At 72.2% G+C, this 22,310-nt stretch carries 21 protein-coding genes; 13 read left to right on the top strand and 8 right to left on the bottom strand.

Annotation, left to right across the window (positions count from 1 at the left end; genetic code table 11):
- Positions 1-4: 4 nt before the first annotated feature.
- From AC5L38_RS05070 to AC5L38_RS05080, 3 genes are all read left to right on the top strand, one after another.
- On the top strand, positions 5-1,012 hold the full coding sequence (locus tag AC5L38_RS05070) for an ATP-binding cassette domain-containing protein (RefSeq protein WP_495242066.1): 1,008 nt from the start codon (positions 5-7) through the stop codon (positions 1,010-1,012).
- Positions 1,009-1,869: an ABC transporter permease gene (locus AC5L38_RS05075; RefSeq protein ID WP_495241586.1), complete on the top strand. Its 861-nt coding sequence runs from the start codon at positions 1,009-1,011 to the stop codon at positions 1,867-1,869. The genes AC5L38_RS05070 and AC5L38_RS05075 overlap by 4 nt, the downstream gene beginning before the upstream one ends.
- Positions 1,870-1,988: 119 nt before the next feature.
- Positions 1,989-2,261 carry a hypothetical protein gene (locus AC5L38_RS05080; protein ID WP_495241587.1) on the top strand — a complete coding sequence of 91 codons (273 nt, stop codon included), beginning with the start codon at positions 1,989-1,991 and terminating at the stop codon, positions 2,259-2,261.
- On the opposite strand, the gene AC5L38_RS05085 is transcribed toward AC5L38_RS05080, so the two are convergent.
- The gene (locus AC5L38_RS05085) at positions 2,215-4,044 is read right to left on the bottom strand and encodes a phosphatidylglycerol lysyltransferase domain-containing protein (RefSeq protein WP_495241588.1); all 1,830 of its coding nucleotides are present in this window, start codon (positions 4,042-4,044) and stop codon (positions 2,215-2,217) included. The genes AC5L38_RS05080 and AC5L38_RS05085 overlap by 47 nt on opposite strands.
- 509 nt (positions 4,045-4,553) lie before the next feature.
- Between AC5L38_RS05085 and AC5L38_RS05090 the strand changes: the two genes are divergently transcribed.
- Positions 4,554-5,555, top strand: coding sequence for a hypothetical protein (locus AC5L38_RS05090; protein ID WP_495241589.1), 1,002 nt, complete (start codon positions 4,554-4,556; stop codon positions 5,553-5,555).
- A 36-nt stretch (positions 5,556-5,591) separates the two neighbouring features.
- Here the strand turns inward: AC5L38_RS05090 and AC5L38_RS05095 are convergent, their stop codons facing one another.
- A complete protein-coding gene (locus AC5L38_RS05095) occupies positions 5,592-5,912 on the bottom strand; it encodes a GroES family chaperonin (RefSeq protein WP_344748144.1) in 321 nt (106 codons plus the stop codon).
- A gap of 161 nt (positions 5,913-6,073) precedes the next feature.
- On the opposite strand from AC5L38_RS05095, the gene AC5L38_RS05100 reads away from it, so the two are divergent.
- Entirely contained in the window at positions 6,074-7,717 is a 1,644-nt protein-coding gene (locus tag AC5L38_RS05100; protein WP_495241590.1) for a DUF885 domain-containing protein, read from the top strand.
- 145 nt (positions 7,718-7,862) lie between these two features.
- On the opposite strand, the gene AC5L38_RS05105 is transcribed toward AC5L38_RS05100, so the two are convergent.
- The 3 genes from AC5L38_RS05105 to AC5L38_RS05115 form a co-directional block, all read right to left on the bottom strand.
- Entirely contained in the window at positions 7,863-8,657 is a 795-nt protein-coding gene (locus AC5L38_RS05105; RefSeq protein ID WP_495241591.1) for an ABC transporter ATP-binding protein, read from the bottom strand.
- Complete coding sequence (locus tag AC5L38_RS05110) at positions 8,654-9,703, bottom strand: FecCD family ABC transporter permease (protein ID WP_495241592.1); 1,050 nt, start codon at positions 9,701-9,703, stop codon at positions 8,654-8,656. Before AC5L38_RS05110 ends, AC5L38_RS05105 begins: the two co-directional genes overlap by 4 nt.
- Positions 9,704-9,890: 187 nt before the next feature.
- Positions 9,891-10,976 (bottom strand): FecCD family ABC transporter permease, encoded by a 1,086-nt coding sequence (locus AC5L38_RS05115; RefSeq protein ID WP_495241593.1) that lies wholly within the window; start codon positions 10,974-10,976, stop codon positions 9,891-9,893.
- A gap of 86 nt (positions 10,977-11,062) precedes the next feature.
- Between AC5L38_RS05115 and AC5L38_RS05120 the strand changes: the two genes are divergently transcribed.
- Entirely contained in the window at positions 11,063-12,085 is a 1,023-nt protein-coding gene (locus tag AC5L38_RS05120; RefSeq protein ID WP_495241594.1) for an ABC transporter substrate-binding protein, read from the top strand.
- Between the two features lie 81 nt (positions 12,086-12,166).
- On the opposite strand, the gene AC5L38_RS05125 is transcribed toward AC5L38_RS05120, so the two are convergent.
- Together AC5L38_RS05125 and AC5L38_RS05130 are read right to left on the bottom strand one after the other, a co-directional pair.
- Complete coding sequence (locus AC5L38_RS05125; protein ID WP_495241595.1) at positions 12,167-14,563, bottom strand: helicase-associated domain-containing protein; 2,397 nt, start codon at positions 14,561-14,563, stop codon at positions 12,167-12,169.
- A 426-nt stretch (positions 14,564-14,989) separates the two neighbouring features.
- On the bottom strand, positions 14,990-15,421 hold the full coding sequence (locus AC5L38_RS05130) for an ATP-binding protein (RefSeq protein WP_495241596.1): 432 nt from the start codon (positions 15,419-15,421) through the stop codon (positions 14,990-14,992).
- Positions 15,422-15,737: 316 nt separating this feature from the next.
- On the opposite strand from AC5L38_RS05130, the gene AC5L38_RS05135 reads away from it, so the two are divergent.
- The 3 genes from AC5L38_RS05135 (at position 15,738) to AC5L38_RS05145 (ending at position 17,216) form a co-directional block, all read left to right on the top strand.
- A complete protein-coding gene (locus tag AC5L38_RS05135; protein ID WP_495242067.1) occupies positions 15,738-16,598 on the top strand; it encodes a Sco1979 family transcriptional regulator in 861 nt (286 codons plus the stop codon).
- Entirely contained in the window at positions 16,599-16,835 is a 237-nt protein-coding gene (locus AC5L38_RS05140; RefSeq protein WP_344749145.1) for a DUF397 domain-containing protein, read from the top strand.
- 177 nt (positions 16,836-17,012) lie between these two features.
- Entirely contained in the window at positions 17,013-17,216 is a 204-nt protein-coding gene (locus AC5L38_RS05145) for a hypothetical protein (protein WP_350970701.1), read from the top strand.
- A 109-nt stretch (positions 17,217-17,325) separates the two neighbouring features.
- Here AC5L38_RS05145 and AC5L38_RS05150 read toward each other — a convergent pair whose 3' ends face one another.
- A complete protein-coding gene (locus AC5L38_RS05150; protein ID WP_495241597.1) occupies positions 17,326-17,907 on the bottom strand; it encodes a histidine phosphatase family protein in 582 nt (193 codons plus the stop codon).
- A gap of 231 nt (positions 17,908-18,138) precedes the next feature.
- Here AC5L38_RS05150 and AC5L38_RS05155 point away from each other — a divergent pair, with 231 nt between their 5' ends.
- The 4 genes from AC5L38_RS05155 to AC5L38_RS05170 all read left to right on the top strand — a co-directional run bounded on the left by AC5L38_RS05155 (position 18,139) and on the right by AC5L38_RS05170 (position 22,265).
- A complete protein-coding gene (locus AC5L38_RS05155; RefSeq protein ID WP_495241598.1) occupies positions 18,139-18,993 on the top strand; it encodes a Gfo/Idh/MocA family protein in 855 nt (284 codons plus the stop codon).
- A 275-nt stretch (positions 18,994-19,268) separates the two neighbouring features.
- On the top strand, positions 19,269-20,228 hold the full coding sequence (locus AC5L38_RS05160; RefSeq protein ID WP_495241599.1) for an ABC transporter substrate-binding protein: 960 nt from the start codon (positions 19,269-19,271) through the stop codon (positions 20,226-20,228).
- Between the two features lie 146 nt (positions 20,229-20,374).
- Complete coding sequence (locus AC5L38_RS05165) at positions 20,375-21,430, top strand: FecCD family ABC transporter permease (protein WP_495241600.1); 1,056 nt, start codon at positions 20,375-20,377, stop codon at positions 21,428-21,430.
- A gap of 61 nt (positions 21,431-21,491) precedes the next feature.
- Positions 21,492-22,265 carry an ABC transporter ATP-binding protein gene (locus AC5L38_RS05170; RefSeq protein ID WP_495241601.1) on the top strand — a complete coding sequence of 258 codons (774 nt, stop codon included), beginning with the start codon at positions 21,492-21,494 and terminating at the stop codon, positions 22,263-22,265.
- Positions 22,266-22,310 lie beyond the last annotated feature (45 nt).

A 22,310-nucleotide genomic window follows, 5' to 3' on the forward strand; every position in this document is an offset into this window, starting at 1 on the left:
GGTTGTGAGAGCGACGGAGTTCGCGATCGCCGCGTACGGCCTGCGCAAGAACTACGCGGGCGCCGCGGAGGGGACGGGGCTGAACGGGTTCGACCTGCGGGTGGCGGCCGGGACGGTCTGCGGCCTGCTCGGGCCCAACGGCGCGGGCAAGACGACGGCGATCAGGATCCTGTCCACGCTCCTGCGCCCCGACGCGGGCCGCGCGAGCGTCGCGGGATTCGACGTACGGGCACAGGCACGGCAGGTACGCGAGCGGATCGGGCTGGTCGGCCAGTACGCCGCGGTCGACGAGATACTCAGCGGGCGGCAGAACCTGGTGATGTTCGGCAGGCTGAACCACCTCTCCGCCGCCCGGGCGCGGCGGCGGGCCGACGAGCTGCTGGAGCGCTTCTCCCTCGCCGGCACCGGGGCCAGGCCGGTCGGCGGATACTCCGGCGGCATGCGCAGGCGGCTCGACCTGGCGGCGAGCCTCATCGTGGCGCCCCCGGTGCTCTTCGTGGACGAGCCCACGACCGGCCTCGACCCGGCCGCCCGCCAGGAGGTGTGGGCGGCCGTCCGTGACCTGGTCGGCTCAGGCGCGACCGTGCTGCTCACCACCCAGTACCTGGAGGAGGCGGACCGGCTGGCCGACCGGATCACGATGCTGGGGGCGGGCCGGGTCGTCACCGAGGGCACCCCCGAGGAGCTGAAGGCCGCCATCGGCGGCGACCGGCTCGACCTCGTCCTCGCCGACCGGGCGGACGTGGCCGCGACCGGGACCATCGCGGCGCGGGTCGCGTCCGGCGAGGTCCGCGTGGACGCCGAGGCGCGCCGGGTCAGCGTCCCGGTCGCCGAGCGCACCCGGGCGCTCGTCGCGATGGCCACCGCGCTCGGCGACGCCGGGATCGAACCGCTCGACATCACGCTGCGCCGCCCCACGCTCGACGAGGTGTTCCTGCACCTGACGGTGACACTCCGGTCTCCCGGCCCGGGCGCGACGCCCCCGGTTCCCGGTACGGAGGCGTCCCTGTGAGCGCGACGACCCCGGTTCCCGGCCCTGTGAGCGCGACGGCCCCGACCCCGCCCGCCGGGTCCCCGGCGTCCCGGTTCGGCTGGGCGCTGGCCGACTCGTGGACCATCACCCTGCGCGACCTGAACCACTGGGTCCGCCGTCCGGGCCCGGTCGTCCTCGGGTGGTTCTTCCCGGTCATGATGGTCCTGATGTTCGGCGGGCTGTTCGGCGGCGCCATCGGCGTCCCCGGCGGGGGAGACTACTTCGGCTTCCTGATCCCCGGCATGTTCGCGATGACGATGCTCTTCGGCCTGGAGAGCACGATGACGGCGGTCACCACCGACGCGGCCAAGGGGGTGACCGACCGGTTCAGGTCGATGCCGATGAGCGCCTCCGCGGTCGTCATGGGCCGGGGGGTCGCCGACATGCTCAACTCGGTCGTCGGGCTCGCCGTCATGATCGTGACCGGCCTGCTGCTCGGCTGGCGGGCCGGGGGCGGACTGCCCTCGGCGGCGGCCGCGGTGGGCCTGCTCCTGCTGCTGCGCTTCGCCCTGCTCTGGGTGGGCATCTTCGTCGGCCTCGTCGCGGGAGGGCCGGAGGCGGTGACGTCCGTGCAGATCCTGGTCTGGCCCGTCGGCTTCCTGTCCAGCGTGTTCGTCGACCCCGCCACCATGCCCGGCCGGCTCGGGACGATCGCGGAGTGGAACCCGCTCTCGGCCACCGCCACGGCCGCCAGGCGGCTCTTCGACAACCCCGGCTGGGGAGGTGACTCCTGGGCCGCGCAGAACGCCACGCCGATGGCGGTGGTCTGGCCGCTGCTGCTGATCGCGGTCTTCCTGCCCCTGTCGGCGCGTACGTTCCGCGGGCTCGGTGACTGAGGGGCCCCGCCGCGGGCGGACGTTCGTGTTTTACATCGTGGTGACGGTGCCCGCCGTCTTTTACATCGCGGTGACGGGATCCGTCGGGGCCTGTAACCGGCTGTAGTGAGCCTGGACGCATGAGTGAGACGGAACGGGAACGATCCGCCTCGGGGTGGACGCTCAACAGGGAACTGCTCAACGTCGGCGCGATCATCGTCGCCGCTGGTATGGCCCATCTCGTGATGGGCCTGATAGGACACGAGAAGTACGGGCCGTTCATGCTCCTGCTGCTCGGCGGGGTGCTCGTCGTGACAGCGCTCGGTCACCGGTTCTACGAGCACCGGCGGCACCCCGTCCCCGCGGTCATCGAATGCGGGAGGTGCGGAAGTACGCCGGGCGCAGGGCCCTGACGCGACGGAAGACGATCTCGGGAAGGCCGAGGGAGATGAAGGCCTCCGCCTGGAGCGCCGACACGCCGATTCGAGGAAGGTCCCGCGCCGCGGGATAGACCAGGAAGCGGGGTTTCCACAGCGGCTGGAACTTCGCGTTGAACCTGTACAGCGACTCGATCTGGAACCACCTGGACAGGAAGACCAGGACGCCGTACCAGGCGCGGAGGATCGGGCCGGCGCCCAGCCGCTCGCCCCTGGCGAGCGCGGCGCGGAACATGGCGAAGTTGAGCGAGACCACGCGCACCCCGAGGTCCGGGGCCGCCTGCAGGGCCTTGACGATCAGCAGGTCGTTGAGGCCCGGGTCGGCCGCGTGGTCGCGGCGCATCAGGTCCAGGGACATGCCGTCCGTTCCCCAGGGGACGAAGTGCAGGACGGCGCGGATGTCCTCGCCACTCTCCTCGCCCCCGGCGGCCGGGGCATCCGGGGCGTCGTCCGGGGCAGCCGGGGCGTCATCCGGGGCAGCCGGGGCGTTCCCGGCGTGACTGTGCGCCGTGACGACGACGCATCCGGCGTCGGCGGGGTCGCCGAAACGGCCGAGGGCCATGGAGAAGCCCCGCTCGGTGTCCGTGCCGCGCCAGGAGTCGGCGGCGTGTCGGATCCGGTCCCTCTCCGCCTCGGTGAGGTCCCCGACACGCCGTACGAGACAGGTGTAGCCCGCGCGCTCCACCCGGTTCACCATCTGCCGGACGTTGCGCATCGTCCTGCCCTCAAGGGTGAAGGCGGCGACGTCGATGACGGCCTCGTCGCCGATCTCCAGGGCGGACAGACGGCCCTCCCTGGTCCACACCTCGCCGCCCGTCTCGCTGCAGCCGATCACGGCGGGCACCCACGCGTGCCGCTCCGCCTCCTCCATGAAACGCCTGATCGCACCCGGCCACGCCTCGACGTCCCCTATCGGGTCGCCGCTGGCGAGCATGACCCCCGAGACCACGCGGTAGGCGATCACCGCCTTGCCCGTCGGGGAGAACACGACGCTCTTGTCGCGGCGCAGCGCGAAGTAGCCGAGCGAGTCGCGGGCGCCGTGCCGGGCGAGCAGCTCGCGGACCGTCTCCTCCTGCCCGGGGTCCAGCTCGGCGACGGGCCGCTCCGGCCGCAGGGCGAGGTAGAGGGTCGTCACCGCGGTGAGCGCGCCGAGACCGAGGAGGGAGTAGTAGACCAGGTCGGCGGTTCGCTCCGAGGAGTAGCTGACCGGGCCCTCCAGCCCCACGAGTCCGAGCAGCACGTGCTGGAGCCGCTCCCCGGCGCCGGGGTCGCCGACGATCATCAGGGGGTGGGCGTTCACCACGGCCCAGCCGATGACGATGTCCAGTACGCCCAGGATGAGGAAGTTCCACAACGCCCGCCGGCGGGTCCGGGGATCGGAGAGCGCGTCGAACTCGTGCCGGTTGATCACGAGCAGGACGAAGACCAGCGTGCTGAGGATGGCGGTGAAGGGACGGTGCGAGTGCAGGAGCTCCGCGAGGACGCTCAGCGGCAGGAGGACCACCACCGCCCGCCAGGCCCGTTTCTTCCTGCGCCGGAGACCGTGGGCGAGCATGACGGTCAGGATGCCCAGGACGAGCGAGACCGCCTGGGCGAGCGAGGTGAACGTCCCGGGCAGGAACCCGGCGATCTCGCCGACCCGGCTCCTCCTGAACGCGGGCAGCACGGCCCTGACGATGTCCAGGACGCCGATCGCCATCGCCGCGTAACCGGCCGCGGTGGACACCCAGGAACGGGGCGCGCATGACCGATCCCTCATGGCAGGACATTAATCGGTGATACAGGCCTTAACATGGCCACACGGCTCGTCGAGGCTGAATTCACCTCATCGGGCCGAGGTGACTTTGCATTGCGCGCCGCGGACCCTCCGCGAAAACGGCGGAGGACGGGACGGAGCCGGCCGCCGTAAAATCACCGTTCGTTTTCGGTCTGCCCGCCGCGTCCGCCCTTCGGTCCCGCCACCTTCGGCCTGGTCGCCCTCACCCGCGTCGCGCCTGGTTCCGCCGCGTCGCCCCCGGCCCCGCTCGTCGGCCCCGATCTTCGGCCCCGCCTTGCCCTTCGGCCCCGTCCTCGCCTCCCGGCCCGGCTCCGTCCCTGCCTTTCCGCCCTGTCCTCGCCCCGGCTTCGCCTTGGTCTCCCGGTGTCGTCGGACTCCTGGTCACGCTCGCCATCCGGTGTCCCCTCACCCCGGCCGGCCTCTCTCACACCTCTTCTAACCGATTCGTTCTAGATCAGGATCTTGAGGGCTTTCCGGCTTAGGATTCCGCCGTGTCCGTGACTCCTGGGATCTACCGGTTGCTCGGTTGCCTCGCCCTCCTGGCCGCGGTGACCGTGCCGCTTCCGGCGGCCGCACACGCCGCCGAGCCGGTAGCCGTCGCGTCCGCCACCGCGTCCGCCACCGCGTCCGCCACCGCGCCCGTCGACATCGTGCTGCCCGGCACCCGGGTCACCGTCCGGGAGGATTCCAAGGACGCGCTCAAGGTGACCTCCTACTCCTTCGGCAAGATGACCTACCTGCGCAGGGGGGCCGGGTTCACCCGGCAGACCGCCTACCAGGAGGTCACGGTCGCGCCGAAGGGTGCCAAGGCCCTCGCGGTGCCCACCTCCTACCAGGGCGGCCACGACTCCGTCGTCCTGCTCGACCTGGCGACCTCCAAGGGCACCAGGATCCGTACGGTGAAGAAGCCGCTCGTCGCGCACTACGCCCACTGGAACCGCAACGGCGGCAAGGCGGTGCTGACCGTCGAGAGGAAGAGCGGGTCCGCGTGGGTGACCTCCGGGTTCGTGATCGTCGACGCGGTCGCCAAGACCGCCAAGACGGTGACCGTGGCCAACGTCGACAAGGCCGCGAGGTTCCGCTGGAGCTCCGACGGCGCCGACGTCGTGGCCGAACACGCGGGCGGCACCCGCTTCTACGGGCAGGACGGCGCTATCCGCCGCACCCTGGCCAAGACGGGCAGGCCCGCCGGCGGCGAGGACGCCTTCACCCCCTCGGGCCGGGGCCTGATGACCTGGTGCCCGTCCAGCTACACCGAGCACGTCTGCGTCTGGGACCGCACCTCGGGCAAGCTCGCGGCCAAGGTGCCCGGCATCAAGCCGAAGGCGCTGTGGGGGTGGTGGGACGAGAAGCACTTCATCGCGGTCATCCCCTCCTCCGGCCACTACCAGGTGGTCCTGTCCACCCTCAAGGGCAAGGTCACGCGGGTCCTGGCCGCCTTCTCCCAAGCCGACTGGTCCAACAAGCTCTATCTCGGCTACACCCGGAAGTGACGACCCGCGCGGTTCGCGGGGCGCACAGGACGGGGCTCACAGATACAGGCCGGTGCCGTTGTCGGTCTGCGGGGTGGCGATGGCGTGCAGGTCGCGCTCGCGCATGACCAGATAGAGCTGGCCGTGGACCTCGACCTCGTACTGATCCTCGGGGTTGAACAGGACCTTGTCGCCGACCTTGACCGCGCGGGCGTTCTGGCCCGCGCCGCAGACCTCACCCCAGACGAGGCGGTTGGCCATCTTCACCGTCGCCGGGATGACGATGCCCGCCGTGCTGCGCCGTTCCTCGGACTCCTGCTCGATCTTGACCATGACACGGTCGTGGAGCATCTGGATCTCGAACTTCGGGTCACCCACAGCACGAGTTTATGGGAACCGTGGAGCCGAGCCTGCTCGAAGGCGCCGGACAGGTCCGCGCCGGGTGCGCGAAGGGGTGTCCCCGCGGCCCCGGACAGCGGGTGCCGGCGGGCGACGACATCCGGTGGGAAGGGTGTGGCCGCCGAGTAGGATCCGGCGTTATGACGTCTCCTGAGCTCGTGAGCGGCTTCCTCGACTGGTATATGGCGGCGAATCCCACCTACGCCGCCCTCGCGGGCGCGCAGGGGTACGACAGGACGCTGGGCGACTTCACCGAGTCCGGCATCCTCGCCAGGGAGCGGGAGGCGCGCCGCTGGCTGGAGCGGCTCCAGGAGGTCCGGGCGCCCGGAAGCCCCGAGGGGGTCGAGAGCCCCGAGAGCCCCGAGAGCTTCGAGGACGAGATCGACCGGGAGCTGGTCATGTCAACGCTGCGCGGCGGGCTCGCGTACGAGGCGTGGCCCCTCTGGCGGCGCGACCCGGCCGCCTACGTGGGGCCGATCTTCTCCTCGATGTTCGGGCCCTTCCTGCAGCGGCTGTCCGCCGAGGACGAGCTGGTGGACGCGGCCGTCGCGCGGCTGGCCGAGGTGCCGGACGTCATCGCCGCCTGCCGGGCCAACCTCGATCCCGCCCTGGCGGCCCCGCTGCTGATCGCGCGAGGGCTGGGCCAGTCGCGGACCGCCCGGCGCTTCCTCACCGAGACGGTCCCCGGCCAGGTCGCCGACGAGGCCCTGCGCGCCCGGCTGGCCGCGGCGGCCGAGCCCGCGGCGGCGGCGTTCGACGAGCTGGTGGAGTTCCTGGATGACTTCCGGGCGACCGGCACCTGGCGGATGGGGGAGGAGCTCTACTCCACCCTGCTGCGCGAGCGGGAGATGCTCGGCTACGGCGCCGACGAGCTGCTCAGGCGGGGGCAGGCCGCCTACGACGAGCTGGACGCGCGGATGCGCGAGGTGGCCGCCCGGCTGGACGGCGGATCCGGCGACTGGCACGCGGCCGTCACCGAGCTGCAGGGCGACCACGCGCCGACGCTGGAGGACATGCGGGCCGAGTACGAGGCCGAGACGGAGCGGGCCAGGACGTTCGTCCGCGAGCGCGGCCTGGTGACCTTCGCGGCGGGCGAGGAGTGCAGGGTCGTCCCGTCGCCGGAGTTCCAGCGGCCCATCGTCGCCGTCGCCTCCTACATGTCGCCCCCGCCGCTGTCGACCTCCAGGATCGGGCACTTCTTCGTCCCGTTCACCCCGTCCTCGTTCACCGAGGAGCAGGTCCGGCAGCGGTTGCGTACCAACGCCAGGGCGCAGATGCCCTCCATCGCCGTCCACGAGGCCTACCCGGGCCACCACTGGCACCTGTCGTGGATGGCGGACAACCCCCGGCGGGCCCGCAAGCTGTTCCGCACCCCGTACCTCACCGAGGGCTGGGGGCTGTACGTCGAGAAGCTCATGCACGAGCAGGGCTACTTCGCCACCCCGGCCCAGGAGCTCGCCCACCTCGACTTCCGGCTCTTCCGGGCGGCCCGCATCGTCGTCGACACCTCACTGCACTGCGGCGATATGACGATCGAGCAGGCCGAGGAGTACATGACCACGAAGTCGTCGCTCACCCCCGGCACGGCCAGGGGCGAGGTCGACCGCTACTGCGCGTGGCCCACCCAGGCGCCCTCCTACCTGACCGGCGCGCTGGAGATCGACCGCATCCGCGACGAGTACCTGGCCGCGGGCCGCGGCGACCTGCGCGCCTTCCACGACACGCTGGCCGGTTCCGGCGGGCTTCCCCTGGGCCTGGCCCGCCGGGTCGCGCTGGAGGGCTGACCCGCGGTGCACGCCCACCCGCGGGTGAGAGGTGCGATCGCGCCCGCGCACGAGCGGGAACGCGGCCTCGCCCACGCACTAGCGGGGCGCGGTCGGCGTCCACGCGCGGCCAGGGGTACGGGCGCGGGCGGGGGCGCGGTCGCGTCTACGCGCGGGCGGGGGCACGGCGGCGGGTCTCGGGGACGATCAGCGGGGTGCCGCTCTGCGGGTCCTCGATGATCTCGCAGCGCAGCTCGAAGACCTCCTCCACCAGCGCGGCCGTGATGATGGAGGCGGGATCGCCCTCGGCGACGATCCGGCCGTCGCGCATCACGATCAGGTGGGTGGCGTAGCGGCAGGCCTGGTTCAGGTCGTGCAGCACGGCGACCAGGGTCCTGCCCTGCTCGTGCAGGTCGGCGCAGAGGTCGAGCACCTCGATCTGGTGGGCGATGTCCAGGAAGGTCGTCGGCTCGTCGAGCAGCAGGATCGGGGTCTCCTGGGCCAGTGCCATGGCCAGCCAGACACGCTGGCGCTGGCCGCCGGAGAGCTCGTCCACGCAGCGGTCCGCCAGGTCGGTCACGTCGGTCGACTCCATGGCCGCGCTCACCGCCACCTCGTCCTCACGCGACCACTGCCGCATCAGCCGCTGGTGCGGGTAGCGGCCCCGCCCCACCAGGTCGGCGACCGTGATGCCGTCGGGCACGATCGAGCTCTGCGGCAGCAGGCCCAGCCTGCGCGCCACCTCCTTGGACGGCAGCGAGGTGATCACGTTCCCGTCCAGGTGGACGGCCCCGGCGCGGGGTTTGAGCATGCGGGCCAGGGCGCGCAGCATGGTGGACTTGCCGCACGCGTTGGGGCCGATGATCACGGTGAACGATCCGTCGGGGATCGTGACGTCCAGGTCGCTGGCCACCACGCGCTTGTCGTAGGAGAGAGTCAGTCCGGTGCCGTGCAGTCTCAACGTCGTTCCCTCCGGAGTAGAAACACCAGGTATATACCGCCGATCGCGGCGGTCATGATTCCCACCGGCAGCTGCACCGGCGCGAAGACACGCTGGGCGGCCAGGTCGGCGCCCACCAGTAGTGTGGCGCCCGTCAGCGCCGAGGTGACCAGGGTGACGCCGGGGGAGCGGCTGATCCGGCGGGCCAGCTGGGGGGCGGCCATCGCCACGAAGAGCACGGGGCCGGCGGCGGCGGTGGCGACCCCGCACAGCAGCACGCCGACGGCGATGGCCGTCGCGCGGACCGGCTCGACGCGGATGCCCGCGGCCTTGGCCGCGTCGTCGCCCATCTCCATCATCCGCAGCGGGCGCGACAGCCAGGCGCAGACGGGCAGGAGCACGACCAGCGCGTACGCGACCGGGACCGCGTGCTCCCAGCCGCGCCCGCCGAGGCTGCCGGTGATCCACGCCCCAGCGGTGGCGGCGTCGCTGATGTTGGCGCGGGTCAGCATGTACCAGTCGGCGGAGACCAGCAGCGCGTTGATCCCGATGCCGACGAGGATCAGCCGGTAGCCCTGCACCCCGCGCCGGAAGGCGAGGGCGTACACCAGCACCGCGGAGACGACGCACCCGGCGAGCGAGGCCCCCGCGATCTGCCAGGCGGTGCCGCCCAGCACGACGGCGGCGATGCCCCCGGTGGAGGCTCCGGCGGTGAAGCCGATGATGTCGGGGCTGCCGAGCGGGTTGCGGGTGAGGCTCTGGAAGATGGCCCCGCTCAGCCCGAACGCGGCGCCGACCAGCAGGCCGGTCACGACACGCGGCGCGCGCAGGCGGCCCACGATGAGCTCGGCGGCCGGAGGCCCCTGGCCGAACAGCGCGGCCACGATGTCGGGGATGGGGACGGTGAACTCGCCGACGGACAGCGCGACCAGGCTGACGACCACCCCCAGGGCGGCGACGGCGCTCCCGGCGGCGAGGCCGCGCGGCGAGAGCCGCAGCGACCAGGAACGCAGGCGCAGGGCGGCGGGCAGGGCCTTGGAGGCGGGCGTCGGCCGTGAGGGATCCACGCCGTGAGTCTCCGGAGCGGTCGGCGGCGGTGAGACGAGTTTCATGTGGGGTCCGCGTCGTGAGTCTCTGAGGCGGATGTCCGCGGTGAGGTGGGGTCCGCGTTGTGCGTCTTCGAGGTGGGTGTCCGCGGTGAGGTGGGGGCCGCCTCGTGCGTCTTCGAGGCGGACGCCGGCGGGTGGGTGGGTCTCATAGGGCGGCGAGCCTCCGGCGGCGGGCGAGCAGGATGAACACCGGGGCGCCGACGGCGGCGCACATGATGCCCACCTGCACCTCGGAGGGAGCGGCGATCACCCGGCCGAGGATGTCCGAGCCGAGCAGCAGCACCGGGGCGAGCACGACGGTGTAGGGCAGCACCCAGCGCTGGTCGGGCCCCGTGAAGGCGCGCACCGCGTGCGGCACGGCCAGCCCCACGAACCACAGGGGTCCGGCGGCGGCGGTGGCGGCCCCGCACAGCAGGGTGACGGCGATCGCGGTCAGCCCGCGCGTACGGGCCACGCTCACGCCGAGCGCGCGTCCCGCCTCGTCGCCGAGCGCGAGGGCGTTGAGCGGCCTGGCGAGCAGCAGCCCGAGCAGCAGCCCGGCCACGAGGAACGGGGCGAGCCGCACCGCGAGCTCGCCGCTGATCCCGGCCAGCGAGCCGGTGAGCCAGAACCGCATCCGGTCGAAGGTCGCCGTGTCGGTCCGCAGGATCGCCGAGGCCACGGCGTTGAAGACCATGCCCAGCGCGACACCGGCGAGCGTGAGCCGCACCGGCCCGCCGCCCGAGCGCCCGGCGGAACCGAGCGCGTAGGCCAGCGCGGCGGCGAGGGCCGCACCGGCGAACGCGAACCAGACGTAGAGGGAGGGATCGCTCACCCCGAGCAGCCCGATGGCGACCGTGACCCCGAACGCGGCGCCCTGGTTGACGCCCAGCAGCCCGGGGTCGGCGAGCGGGTTGCGGGTGAGGCTCTGCATCAGCGCGCCGGCCAGTCCGAGTGCCGCGCCCACGCCGATGCCGATCAGGGTTCTCGGTACGCGCAGGTCCCTGATGACCGTGTGGTCCGTGGACCCGTCGGGCGCGAGCAGCGCGTCCAGCGCCGTGGACAGCGGGACCGAGCGCGAGCCCACCGCGACGCTGACCATCGCCAGCAGCACCAGCACCGCCAGCCCGGCCAGCAGCCCGGCCGCCAGCGCCGCCGAGCGCCGTCCCGTCCCTCCGGCTCGCTCCGGAGGTGAGGCCTCCGGTCTCGCGGCCGTTCCGGACGCGGTCGTGGCCACAGCGGCCGTGTTCACCGGGTACCCCTCTTCGTCAGTAATGGTTAGGTAAGGCTAATCTAATGCATGAGTCATTTAGGTAAGCCTATCCATTGGAGTCGGAAATGTCCCTACCTGTCCTGCCCCGGCGGGGATTCATGGCCGCGGGCCTCGGTCTCGTGTTCGCCCTGGCCGCGTGCGGCGGCGGTACGGAGACGCCCGCCGCGACGGGCGGCTCCCCGGCCGCCGCCGCCTCCCCGGCGGCGGGTCCGTGGACGTTCACCGACGACCGTGGGAAGAAGATCGAGCTGCCCGCGCGCCCGGCCCGGGTCGTCGCCCAGGTCGGTGCCGCCGCGGCACTCTGGGACTTCGGGGTCCGCCCCGTCGCCGTCTTCGGGCCGCACAAGCTCAAGGACGGCACGAAGGACCCCCAGGTCGGCGACGTCGACATCACCAAGGTCGAGTCCATCGGCAACGTGTGGGACGAGTTCAACGTCGAGAAGTACATCTCGCTCCAGCCGGACCTGCTGGTCAGCAGCATGTTCGACAAGGACGCCCTCTGGTACGTGCCGCAGAAGTCCGCCGCCACCATCGAGGAGGCCGCGCCCACCCTCGGCGTCAGCATGCTCGACGTGACGATGCCCAAGCTCATCGAGAGGTACGGGCAGGTCGCCGAGGCCCTCGGCGCCGACCTCAAGGCCCCGGAGGTGACCGCGGCCAAGGCCAGGTTCGACGCCGCCGTCGCCGCGCTCCCCACCCCCGAGGCCAAGGGCCTGAAGATCCTGGTCATCGCGGGCGCGCCGGACGCGATGTGGGTGGCCAACCCCGGTGACTACCCGGACACGCGCTACTACAAGGAACTCGGCCTGGACCTCGTGGTGCCGGAGAAGGTCGAAGAAGGCGGCTTCTGGCAGTCCCTGAGCTGGGAGAACGCCGACACCTACGACGCGGACGTGATCCTGGCGGACTCCCGGACCCAGTCGCTGCGGCTCGAGGAGATGAAGAAGAAGCCGACCTTCGCCGCGCTGCCCGCGGTCAAGGCGGGACAGGTCTACGACTGGCACGCCGAGGAGCGCTACAGCTACCAGGGCTACGCCGACGTGCTGGAGGAGCTCGCCGCCAACCTCGCCAAGGCCAAGAAGCTCTAGCGGCACATACAGCGGACACGGCACGCACGCGGACCGGGTGGCGGCGGAGCCCGGCGGGCCGGGACGGTCGCGGGGTCCGGATCAGGCGTAGGTGCCGCGGACCTCGACGATGTCGGCCAGCGGGAACTCCAGATAGTCGCCCGCCTCCTCGCACCACGCGTCGAGCACGCCGCTGCGCAGCTCGCCGTGGCTGATGGTGGCGGTCAGGCCGTCGGCCAGCGTGATCGCCGCCCGTACGCCGCGGTCGACGACGAAGCCGAGCAGCGACTGCTGGGCCGTCGGCAGGCGGGAGGCCATCCGGCCGATGACCGCCCACGTCCTGCCGGCGGACTGGGAGGCCTCGCCCTCGGCGACCAGCAGGCGCTGGGCGTGCTCGCGCGGGTCGGGAGGCGGTTCCACCAGCGGGTACGCGGGCTGCTCGAACTCGGCCACCCGGCCCCCGGGAAGCAGGATCAGCCGCCCGTTCTGCGGCTCCTCGACACGGGCCCTGCGGATGGTGATCTCGCCGGTGTCCTCGATGGGCACCGGCGCGTAGCCGTTCTCCCGCAGCGCCGCCAGGGTCTTGTCGGCGGGCACCGAGCTGGCCAGCACGGTCGGGGCGAGCAGCCGCAGGCCCAGCCTGCCCAGCCGCCGGTGCCCGGCGATCTCGGCCAGCAGCGCCGGGTCGGAGGCCTGCACGATGCAGGCGACCGAGGTCACCGTGACCTCGCCGTGCCGCCTGGCCACGTCGTGTATCAGGTAGTCGAGCGGCTGCGGCACCGTACCGACCTCCGCGAGGTCGGCCAGCAGGCCCTCGGCGGTGTAGCCGGAGTCCATGGCCCGGCGCACGCTGGCCGGGGTGAACCGCCACACCGAGGCCGCGCCCCGCGACTCGCGTTCGGCGGCCCGGTCGAGCAGCTCGGCGAGCTCGCCGGCGGGCGGGCCGGTCACCACGGCGGTGAGGTCGGCACCGAAGAGCGCGCTCCGCCGCACGCTGGCCAGCGCCCTGGTGGAGCACTCGACCAGCACCGGGTCGTTCTCCACGACGGGCGCCGAGTCGTCGATCTCGTCGCCGGGGAAGGCGTCCAGCCCGGCCATCGCCCGGCCGAGGTCGGTGATGGTGTCGAGGGCGACCAGCCCGAGCATGCGGGCCTCCTCCAGCACGGCGGGGGCGCACTCGGCCAGCAGTGACTGGTCGAGCAGCGGGGCGTGCCAGTGCGCGGACCTGACCAGGCCCGCCCGGTCGGTGCACGCCGTGCTGGCGGGCAGCCTGGCCAGCACGCCGAGCAGCGCCCGCCGGGCGCGGGCGACCATGGCTCCGGCCGGGTCGTCGCCGAGCACCGTGCCGTACTTGCCGTCGATCCTGCGCAGCGACGAGCGCTCCATCCGCCACCACGCCGACAGCAGCACCCTGAGCCTGGCGGCGGCGTCGTCGAGGCGCCAGCGGTCGAACTTCTCGGTGGGCACCAGCCCGCCGGCCGACTCGTCCCAGGCCAGCAGCCGGGCCACCGCGGAGACCTCCAGCAGCAGCCGGGTCTCGTCCTCGTCGCAGCCGGTGTCCTTGGCCACCCGCCGGACCTCGCGCACCCCGACCCCGCCCGCCTTGAGCAGCGGCAGCGGGAACTTGGCGGTGTTCTCCAGCATGGCGGCGCAGCGCTCCACCACGTGCGGGGCGGCCAGCGTCATCAGGTGGTCGACGGCCTCGGGATCGACGGGGACGGTGGCGAGGTCGGGCGGGACCGGGGTGAAGGGCGGGTGGTAGTCGGGGCCGCGCAGCGCGAGCGCCACCTCGCGGGGCATCTCGGCCACGTTCCAGCTGGGCCGGAAGAGCAGACCGTGGTCGGCCGCCCACTTCTCGGGCGCGCCGGGCACCACGAACCTGCCGCCGTCGACGTCGCGGACCGGGCCGTCCCAGGCGAACTCCTCAAGCAGGCGCCTCGTGCCCTCGGGGGCCCTCTCCAGCAGCGCGGTCACCCGCGCGGGGTCTTCGAGGATCTCGGTGACCCTGGTGACCGTGCGCCGCTTGGGGCCGTGCGGCAGGCCGAGGGTCCTGGCCAGCGCGCGCAACGCGTCGGCGCTGACCGTCCAGGAGTTCAGGTAGTGGGGGAGCGGCTCGCCGAGCCCGCAGGGCGCCGCCCACCACCGGGCGAGCCCCTCGGCCATCCGGATGCGGCCCTCGCCGTCCGGCCACGCCAGCGCGTGGTCGAACAACAGGTCGAGCCAGGGCGACACCTCGGCCTCCGGCACGCCCATGAAGCGGGCGACCGTCTCCGGTCCGGCCCGCTCGCCGAGCGCCAGTGACGCCTGCGCCACCTCCAGCGAGGGCAGCGGCAGCCCGCGCATGACCTCCATCACCGCGAACCCGTTGCCCAGCCGCTGCGCCAGGGTGTCGAGGCGGCGCGGCCACGGTGGGGCGATGGCGTCCAGCCGGTTGGCCAGGACTCGGGCGAGCCGTTCTTCGTCGAGGGTTTTCAACCAGCCGAGCAGGTGATCGTCCATCTCGCAGCTCTCTCAGGAATCTCGCGCGGGGACTCTCCGTGAGCCATAAACATCCACGGTAATGCAGAGGGCATCTCTGACGGCATCTACCGCGCAGAATGCGATGCGTTATAAAGCTCTCCGTCCGGTTCTGACCGGCCCCGGGGCCGCGAGGCGGGAGGGAGGCGGCCCCGGGACCGGTCGGCGCCTTCGAAAGGGGAAGGGTCGGCGCCGTCCGGAAGAGGTTCGGTAGAGGTCCTGGGAAAGCTGTAGAGGTCCTGGGAAAGCGGAGAGGGTCGTCGGGCCGTGAGCCGGGCCCGTGAGTGCCGGGCCCGTGAACCGGGACGCGTGGATCGAGGCGGTGGGTCGGGGCCGTGAGGCCGTTCAGGGTCTCGGAACCCGAGGGGTGCGGCGACCGGGCGTTCCGGGGGTCACCCGGGAAGGGGGCTACGGGTGGTCGAGGGGATCGGGCTCCTCGGGGAAGCCCGTCCTGAGGACGGCCCACACGATCTTGCCGTACGGGGCCAGCGGTGCCCAGCCCCAGCGGAGGCTCAGCGACTCGACGATGTGCAGCCCGAGACCGCCGATGTCGAGGGGAGAGGGGTCGCGGAGCGCGGGGAAGCCGGCTCCCGGGTCGTTGAGCGTGCAGGCGACCAGCTCGCCGCGCCGCAGCAGGGAGAGCCGGATCGGCTCCCTGGCGCGCGACTCGGCCAGTCTCAGGCCGTGCCTGAAGGCGTTGGTCGCCAGTTCCGAGACCACCACCTCCATGTTCTCGCTCAGCTCGCGGAGGCTCCACCCCTTGAGGGTGCCCGTCGCGAAGCTGCGGGCGGAGTGGACGGACTCGGGGTGCGGCGGGAGCACGAAGGTGGCGCTGGCCATGGCTGCCGGGGATCCGGGAAGGAGATCGCGCGCGGAATCGGGCCACCAGCCGGCGGGGGGCCACCAGTCGAGCGCCGTCCATGACGTTGACGCTCGGGGGGGCGCGGTTTGGGCGGACTGCACAGCCGTCATCATGGTGCAAACTCCCGTGCAGGTGCAAGAGCGAATGCACGTGCATTAGGTCTGTGCAACCGCTACCGTTACCCATGATTGGGTGATTACGGACGAAAGGGGATCTTGGTCGTGGCCAAGGATTCTTAGGTCACGAAGTGACAGACTGTCGATCAGGAAAGCGAGCGAGGAGCACCACGTGTCCATGGATCCGCCCGGTACCGGTTCCACTGTTCGGCGAATCATGCTCGGAGCGAGCCTGCGCCGGCTGCGTGAGGAGAAGGGACTCGCCCGTGAGGCCGCGGGATTTCACATCCGCGCCTCGGAGTCCAAGATCAGCCGCATGGAGCTCGGCCGCGTGGGTTTCAAGACACGTGACGTGGAAGACCTGCTCACCCTGTACGGCGTGCTCGACGACGCAGAACGGCGCGGCCTGCTGGAGATGGTCCGCGAGGCGAACACCCCTGGCTGGTGGCACAAGTACGGCGACCTGTTGCCGAACTGGTTCACCACCTACGTGGGGCTGGAGGAGGCGACGAACATGATCCGCACCTACGAGGTGCAGTTCATTCCCGGCCTGCTGCAGACGTCCGCCTACGCGCACACCGTGATCCGGTTGGGCTACCCGGACGTGCCGGAGGCGGAGATCGAGCGTCGTGTGCATATGCGCATGCAGCGGCAGGATCGCCTGACGAAGAAGGACGGCCCCCGGTTGTGGGCGGTTATCGACGAGGCGGCCCTGAGGCGTCCCATCGGAGGCAAGGAGATCATGCGAGAACAGCTCCAGCACCTGCTGGAAGTGTCCTCGCTTCCCAACATCACCCTTCAGGTGATGCCCTTCCGATTCGGCATGCACGCGGCCGAGGGTGGTGCGTTCAGCATCTTGCGGTTTCCCGAGTCCGACCTGTCGGACGTCGTCTATGTCGAGCAGCTCTGGGGTGCCCTCTACCTGGACAAACGTGAGGATATCGATCCATATCTCACGGCCATGGAGCAGTTGTGCGTGGAAAGCACCACGCCCGGGGGCACCGCCGAGATCCTCGGCGACCTTCTCAGAGAGATGTAAATGAAGCAGACCTACAACGGCATGCCCGCCACTGACCTTGCCGGGGCCAGCTGGCGCAAGAGCCGCTACAGCAACTCGACGGGTAACTGCGTCGAACTGGCCGAACTGTCAGACGGCAGCATCGCGGTCCGCAACTCGCGTTTCCCCGAGGGGCCTGCCCTGATCTACACACGGGATGAGATTCGCGCCCTGGTGCTCGGGGTGAAGGATGGGGAGTTCGACGGTTTGACGGTGTAACACCGTTTTTACATCAGGGCCGCCGGGTTAACCGTGGCGCGCCTGTGACGTAACCGGGGGAGTGGATCGGCACGGAAGAGTTTGAGATCACAGTGATTGGGGGCTCAAACCGTGCTCGACCAGATGACCTTGTATCCGGTTGCCGACGACGTGTTGTTCGCACCAGGCGGGCGCGTCGTGATCCGCACTTACGGCGTCGCCTCGGCGGCGACCGGGGAGGGTACGCCCACTCCGGTGTCCTACCGCACATGGGTCACCGGAGTGCGCGACCAGCCGCGTTACTGGCGTTGGGGTCACTTCGAGGACGCCTGCCACGGCCATCGCAAGGTCCTCGAATGGCTGACCGGCCGGGGCCCCCAGCCCGTCGAGCTCGCCGCCTGAACGGGCGCTCCTCGCCGTACGGCGTGATCGCGCCAGGTCGGACGGCGGCGTTCCGGTCAAGGACCGCGCGACGTCGGACGGCGGCGTTCCGGGCGAGGACCGCGCGAGGTCAGACGGGGGCGTTCCAGGCGAGGACCACCGGCTCGCCGTGCTCGAAGCCGAGCCGGGAGTAGGTTCCGGTGTCCAGGCGGAAGAGACGCCCGTCCTGCGGGGGCAGCCCGAGCCATCGGGCGCACAGCACCCGCAGGTAGTGCCCGTGGGCGACCACGACCACGTCGCCCTCCGCCTGCCTGGCGCGGGCGATCACCCGGTCGGCGCGGGCGCCGACCTGCTCCGCGTTCTCGCCGGGATGGCCGGCGTCACCGGCGACGACGCCGTCGCGCCACAGATACCAGCCGGGGCGGCTCTCGCGGATCGTGGCGGTGGTGATGCCCTCGTAGCCGCCGTAGTCCCACTCCCACAGGTCCGGCTCGGTCTCGGGGTTCTCGATCCCGGCCAGCGCGGCGGTGTCCCTCGCGCGCCTGGCCGGGCTCACCAGGGCCAGGTCGAACGTCCGGCCCGAGATCAGCGGGGCCAGCGCCCGCGCCTGGTCCTCGCCCTTGGGGGTCAGCGGCAGGTCGGTGAGCCCGGTGTGCCGGCCGTCCCGGCTCCACTCGGTCTCGCCGTGCCGCAGCAGAGTCATCTGGTTCATGGTGGTCCCCATCATGCCGGTACGGACGCTGTCGCCGTCCGCCACCCTCCCGCCTACGGAGGGACCGGGGCTCGTCGAGGGGGCGTCGCCGGTTCGTCGGTGATCCGCGAGTGGCGCGTCGGTGGCCCGTCGGTGGCTCGTCGGTGGCGTGCCGGTGGCGCGTCGGCGGCGGGGCACGGAACACCGTCCAGGGCACACGATCACGGTGGGAGAGCGTGCGAAACTGGATCGGTGACGTTATCTGTGGGTCTGGTGGGCGCCGGACCGTGGGCCGAGATGGTGCACGCGCCGATGCTGGCGGCTGGTCCGAACACGCGTCTGGCGGGCGTGTGGGCTCGTCGTCCCGAGGCGGCGGCCAGGTTCGGCGCCCCGGTCTTCGAGCGGATCGAGGAGCTCTTCGACAACTGCGAGGCGGTCGCGTTCTCGGTTCCGCCCGCCGTCCAGGCGGAGCTGGGAGTGCGTGCCGCCAAGGCGGGCAAGGCGCTGCTGCTGGAGAAACCGCTCGCCGCCGACCTCGACGGGGCCCGGCGGCTGGCCGAGGCGGTGGCCGAGGCGGGCGTGGCCTCGCAGATGGTCCTCACCTGGCGTTACTCGCCCGCCACCCGCGCCTTCCTGGCCAGGGTCTCGGCCATCGAGCCGTTCGGCGGGAGGGCGGCCAACGTCTCCGGGGCGATGCTCGGCGGAGCCTTCGCCACCTCCTGGCGGCTGGAGCGCGGCGCGGTCCTCGACGTCGGCCCGCACATGATCGACATGCTGGACGCGGCGCTCGGCAGGGTCGTCGGGGTCCGGGCGCACGGCAACCCGCTGGGCTGGGTCGGCCTGCTGCTCGAACACGAGACCGGCGCGGTCAGCGAGGCGTCGCTGTGCATGAGCGTGCCGGGTGAGAACCCGCCCTCCGACGTCGAGATCTACGGGCGTCTCGGCAGGGAGTCCCTGGACGGCACCCGGCTGGGCTCCGACGTCTTCTCCCTCATGCTCGCCGAGTTCGCGCTGACCGTACGGCGCGGTGGCGGCCACCCGCTGGACGCCGCGCACGGCCTGCGCCTGCAGGAGATCATCGCCGCCGCCGAGGAACAACTCGGCTGAGGGGGAACGCGGCGGGAGCGGCCCGGCGGGAGCGGTCCGGCGGCGCCGCGGACCCGCGGCGCCGGGGACCCTGGGGAGACGTTCGGGGGGATTGATACCGTTCGTCTGACGCGCAGCGTGAGCGAAGTCCGGTGTGAGCCCGGCGCTGTCCCGCAACTGTCATGGCCCGTGAGGGTCGAGCCAGGTCGCCTCCGCCGCGTCGACGACGACCCTCGTGGAAAAGGGTGACCCGTCTCTCCTGGGTCTCTCGGTTCCGGCAACTGAAAGGACCTCGTGTGAGGCCCGTACGCAGCGTCCCCGCCGCCCTCGCCGGTGCCCTGCTCGCCGCGCTGACCCTGGCCGGATGCGGCCAGGACACCTCCGCCTCGTCCCCCGCCACCTCCGCGAGCGCGGCGGCCACCCCCTCGGCGGCGGGATTCCCCGTCACCGTCGAGGCGGGCAACGGCCCCGTCGCCATCGCCAGGAGGCCGGAGCGGATCGTCTCGCTGTCGCCCACCGCCACCGAGAGCCTGTTCGCGGTCGGCGCCGGGCCGCAGGTCGTGGCGGTGGACGACCAGTCCACCCATCCCGCCGACGCGCCGAAGAGCGACCTGTCCGGCTTCAAGCCGAACGTGGAGGCGATCATCGCCAGGAAGCCCGATCTGGTCGTGGTCGCCAACGACGCCGACGGCGTCGTGGCCGCGCTGGGCAAGGTCGGCGTTCCCGTGCTGCTGGAGCCCGCCGCCACCAAGCTCGACGAGGCCTACGACCAGATCACCGATCTCGGCGCCGCCACCGGCAACGGCGACAAGGCCACCGAGCTCGTCGCCGGGATGAGGAAGCAGCTCGACGAGATCGCCGCCGCCGCGCCGAAGGACGCGAAGCTCACCTACTACCACGAGCTGGACACCACTCCCTACGCGGCCACCTCCACCACCTTCATCGGGCAGATCTACGGGCTGTTCGGCCTGACGAACATCGCCGACGAGGCCCCCGACGCGGCCGGCGGCTATCCCAAGCTCTCCGCCGAGTTCATCGCCAAGGCCGACCCCGACCTCGTCTTCCTGGCCGACACCAAGTGCTGCGGCCAGTCCAGGGACACCCTCGCCAAGCGTCCCGGCTGGTCCAAGCTCTCCGCCGTCAAGAAGGACCAGGTCATCCCGCTCGACGACGACGTCGCCTCCCGCTGGGGGCCGCGCGTCGTCGACCTCGCCAGGCAGGTCGGCGACGCCGTCCAGAAGGTGGCGGCAGGCTGACCGGCGTCGGGAAGAAGAACCGAGAAATGCTCCCGCCCCGCCCCGAAGGACGAGGCATCCGCCCCGGACCTCCGGGGAGCCCGGGTGACGCGCCCTCGGGGTCGCCGTCCCCCGGCACCGGTACGAACATCAGCACGGGTGCCGATGTGGACTGGAAGGCAGGGGCCCAGGGCAGGCAGGCGGCACGGCTGAGCCCGCTGGTGACGGTCTCGGCCGTGGGCCTGCTCCTGGCGAGCATGTTCGCCGGGCTGCTGGTCGGCGCCGCGGGCATCGCGCCGCGCGGCGTGCTGCTCCAGCTGCTCGACTGGCTGCCGTTCGTCTCGGCGGACTCGGGGCTGGCCCCGGTCGAGCTGGGCCTGCTGACCGAGCTGCGGCTGCCCCGGGTGCTGCTCGCCGCGATCGTCGGCGGCCTGCTGGCCGTCGCCGGAGCCGGTTACCAGGGGGTCTTCCGCAACCCGCTCGCGGACCCCTACCTGCTGGGAGCCGCCGCGGGCGCCGGCCTGACGACCACGGCGGCGATCGTCTTCACCGGCGGCGACATCGAGGCGATCGGCATTCCCGCCGCCGCCTTCGCCGGGGCCGTCGGCGGCGTGCTGCTCGCCTACGCGCTGGGCAGCGTGGCCGGCCGGGGCGGCGGCACCGCGACGCTGGTCCTCGCGGGCGTCGCGGTCACCTCCTTCCTCACCGCGATCCAGACGTTCCTGCAGCAGCTCAGGGTGGAGGAGCTCCAGCGCATCTACGCCTGGATCCTCGGCGACGTCGGCGGCGGCTGGGGCCAGGTCGCGCTCGTCGCCCCGTACGCCGTCGTCTCGGTGGTGGTCATGCTGCTGCACGGCAGGCTCCTCGACGTGCTCTCGGTCGGCGACGACGAGGCGGTCACCCTCGGCCTGAACGCCGCCCGGGTCCGCCTCGTCGTGCTGCTCGCGGCCTCCCTGGCCACCGCGGCGGCCGTCGCGGTGAGCGGGCTGATCGGCTTCGTCGGCATCGTCGTGCCGCACGTGGTCCGCCGCCTGGCCGGGGCGTCCTACCGGATCGTGCTGCCGATCTCGCTGATCGGCGGGGCCGCCTTCCTGGTGCTCGCGGACCTGATCGCCAGGACCGTGCTCGCGCCCGCCGAACTGCCCATCGGAGTGGTGACCGCCTTCGTCGGCGCGCCGTTCTTCGTGGCCGTGCTGCGCGTGACCCGCCGGGTGGAGACATGACGCCGTACGGTGAGCGCGCGACCCGCGTGCCGCGCGCAGGGGAGAGGCGGAGGGGAGACCGGTGAGCCACCTCGTGGTGAGGGACCTGTCGGTCGTGCTGGACCGGCGCGCGGTGCTGTCCGGCGTCGGCCTGGACGTGCGCGACGGCGACTGGCTGGCCGTCATCGGCGCCAACGGCGCGGGCAAGTCCACGCTGCTGCGCGCCCTGGCGGGAGTGCTGCCCTTCGGGGGCGAGGTGCTCGTCGACGACGTGCCGCTCGGGCGGCTCAAGCCCAGGGAGCGGGCCAGGCTGCTGGCCTGCGCCCCGCAGTCCCCGGCGCTGCCCGCCGACATGACCGTGTTCGACTACGCCCTGCTCGGCCGTACCCCGTACATCCCCTACCTGGGCAGGGAGAGCCGCCACGACCGGGAGGTGACCGCCTCGGTGCTGGAACGGCTGGACCTCTCCTCCCTCGCCGCCCGCCCGCTCGCCCACCTGTCCGGCGGCGAGCGCCAGCGCGTCGTGCTCGCCAGGGCGCTGGCCCAGCAGGCGCCGGTGCTCCTGCTCGACGAGCCCACCACGGCCCTCGACCTGGGACACCAGCAGCAGGTGCTGGAACTCGTGGACCGGCTGCGGCTGGCCGACGGGCTCACCGTCGTCACGACCCTCCACGACCTGAGCCTCGCGGGTCAGTACGCCGACTCGATGATGCTGCTCTCGGGTGGCCGGGTGGCCGCCTCCGGCACCCCGGCCGAGGTGCTGACCGGGGAGCTGATCGGTGAGCACTTCGACGCCCGCGTCCGCGTCGCGGCCGGTCCCGGCGGCAGGCCCGAGGTCCACCTGGAGCGTCCTTGAACGGGCCCGGGGTTCGCCGGAGGCGTTGCGAAGTGTCTTCGAGCG

This window comes from Streptosporangium nanhuense, assembly GCF_059358815.1.

Bases quoted from the DNA above. Each gene is read 5' to 3' on its own strand.
- AC5L38_RS05100 (WP_495241590.1), top strand. From the start codon at position 6,074: ATGACGTCTCCTGAGCTCGTGAGCGGCTTCCTCGACTGGTATATGGCG.
- AC5L38_RS05150 (WP_495241597.1), bottom strand. From the start codon at position 17,907: ATGAACCAGATGACTCTGCTGCGGCACGGCGAGACCGAGTGGAGCCGG.
- AC5L38_RS05120 (WP_495241594.1), top strand. From the start codon at position 11,063: ATGTCCCTACCTGTCCTGCCCCGGCGGGGATTCATGGCCGCGGGCCTC.
- AC5L38_RS05125 (WP_495241595.1), bottom strand. From the start codon at position 14,563: ATGGACGATCACCTGCTCGGCTGGTTGAAAACCCTCGACGAAGAACGG.
- AC5L38_RS05085 (WP_495241588.1), bottom strand. From the start codon at position 4,044: ATGAGGGATCGGTCATGCGCGCCCCGTTCCTGGGTGTCCACCGCGGCC.
- AC5L38_RS05135 (WP_495242067.1), top strand. From the start codon at position 15,738: ATGGATCCGCCCGGTACCGGTTCCACTGTTCGGCGAATCATGCTCGGA.
- AC5L38_RS05080 (WP_495241587.1), top strand. From the start codon at position 1,989: ATGAGTGAGACGGAACGGGAACGATCCGCCTCGGGGTGGACGCTCAAC.
- AC5L38_RS05140 (WP_344749145.1), top strand. From the start codon at position 16,599: ATGAAGCAGACCTACAACGGCATGCCCGCCACTGACCTTGCCGGGGCC.
- AC5L38_RS05130 (WP_495241596.1), bottom strand. From the start codon at position 15,421: ATGGCCAGCGCCACCTTCGTGCTCCCGCCGCACCCCGAGTCCGTCCAC.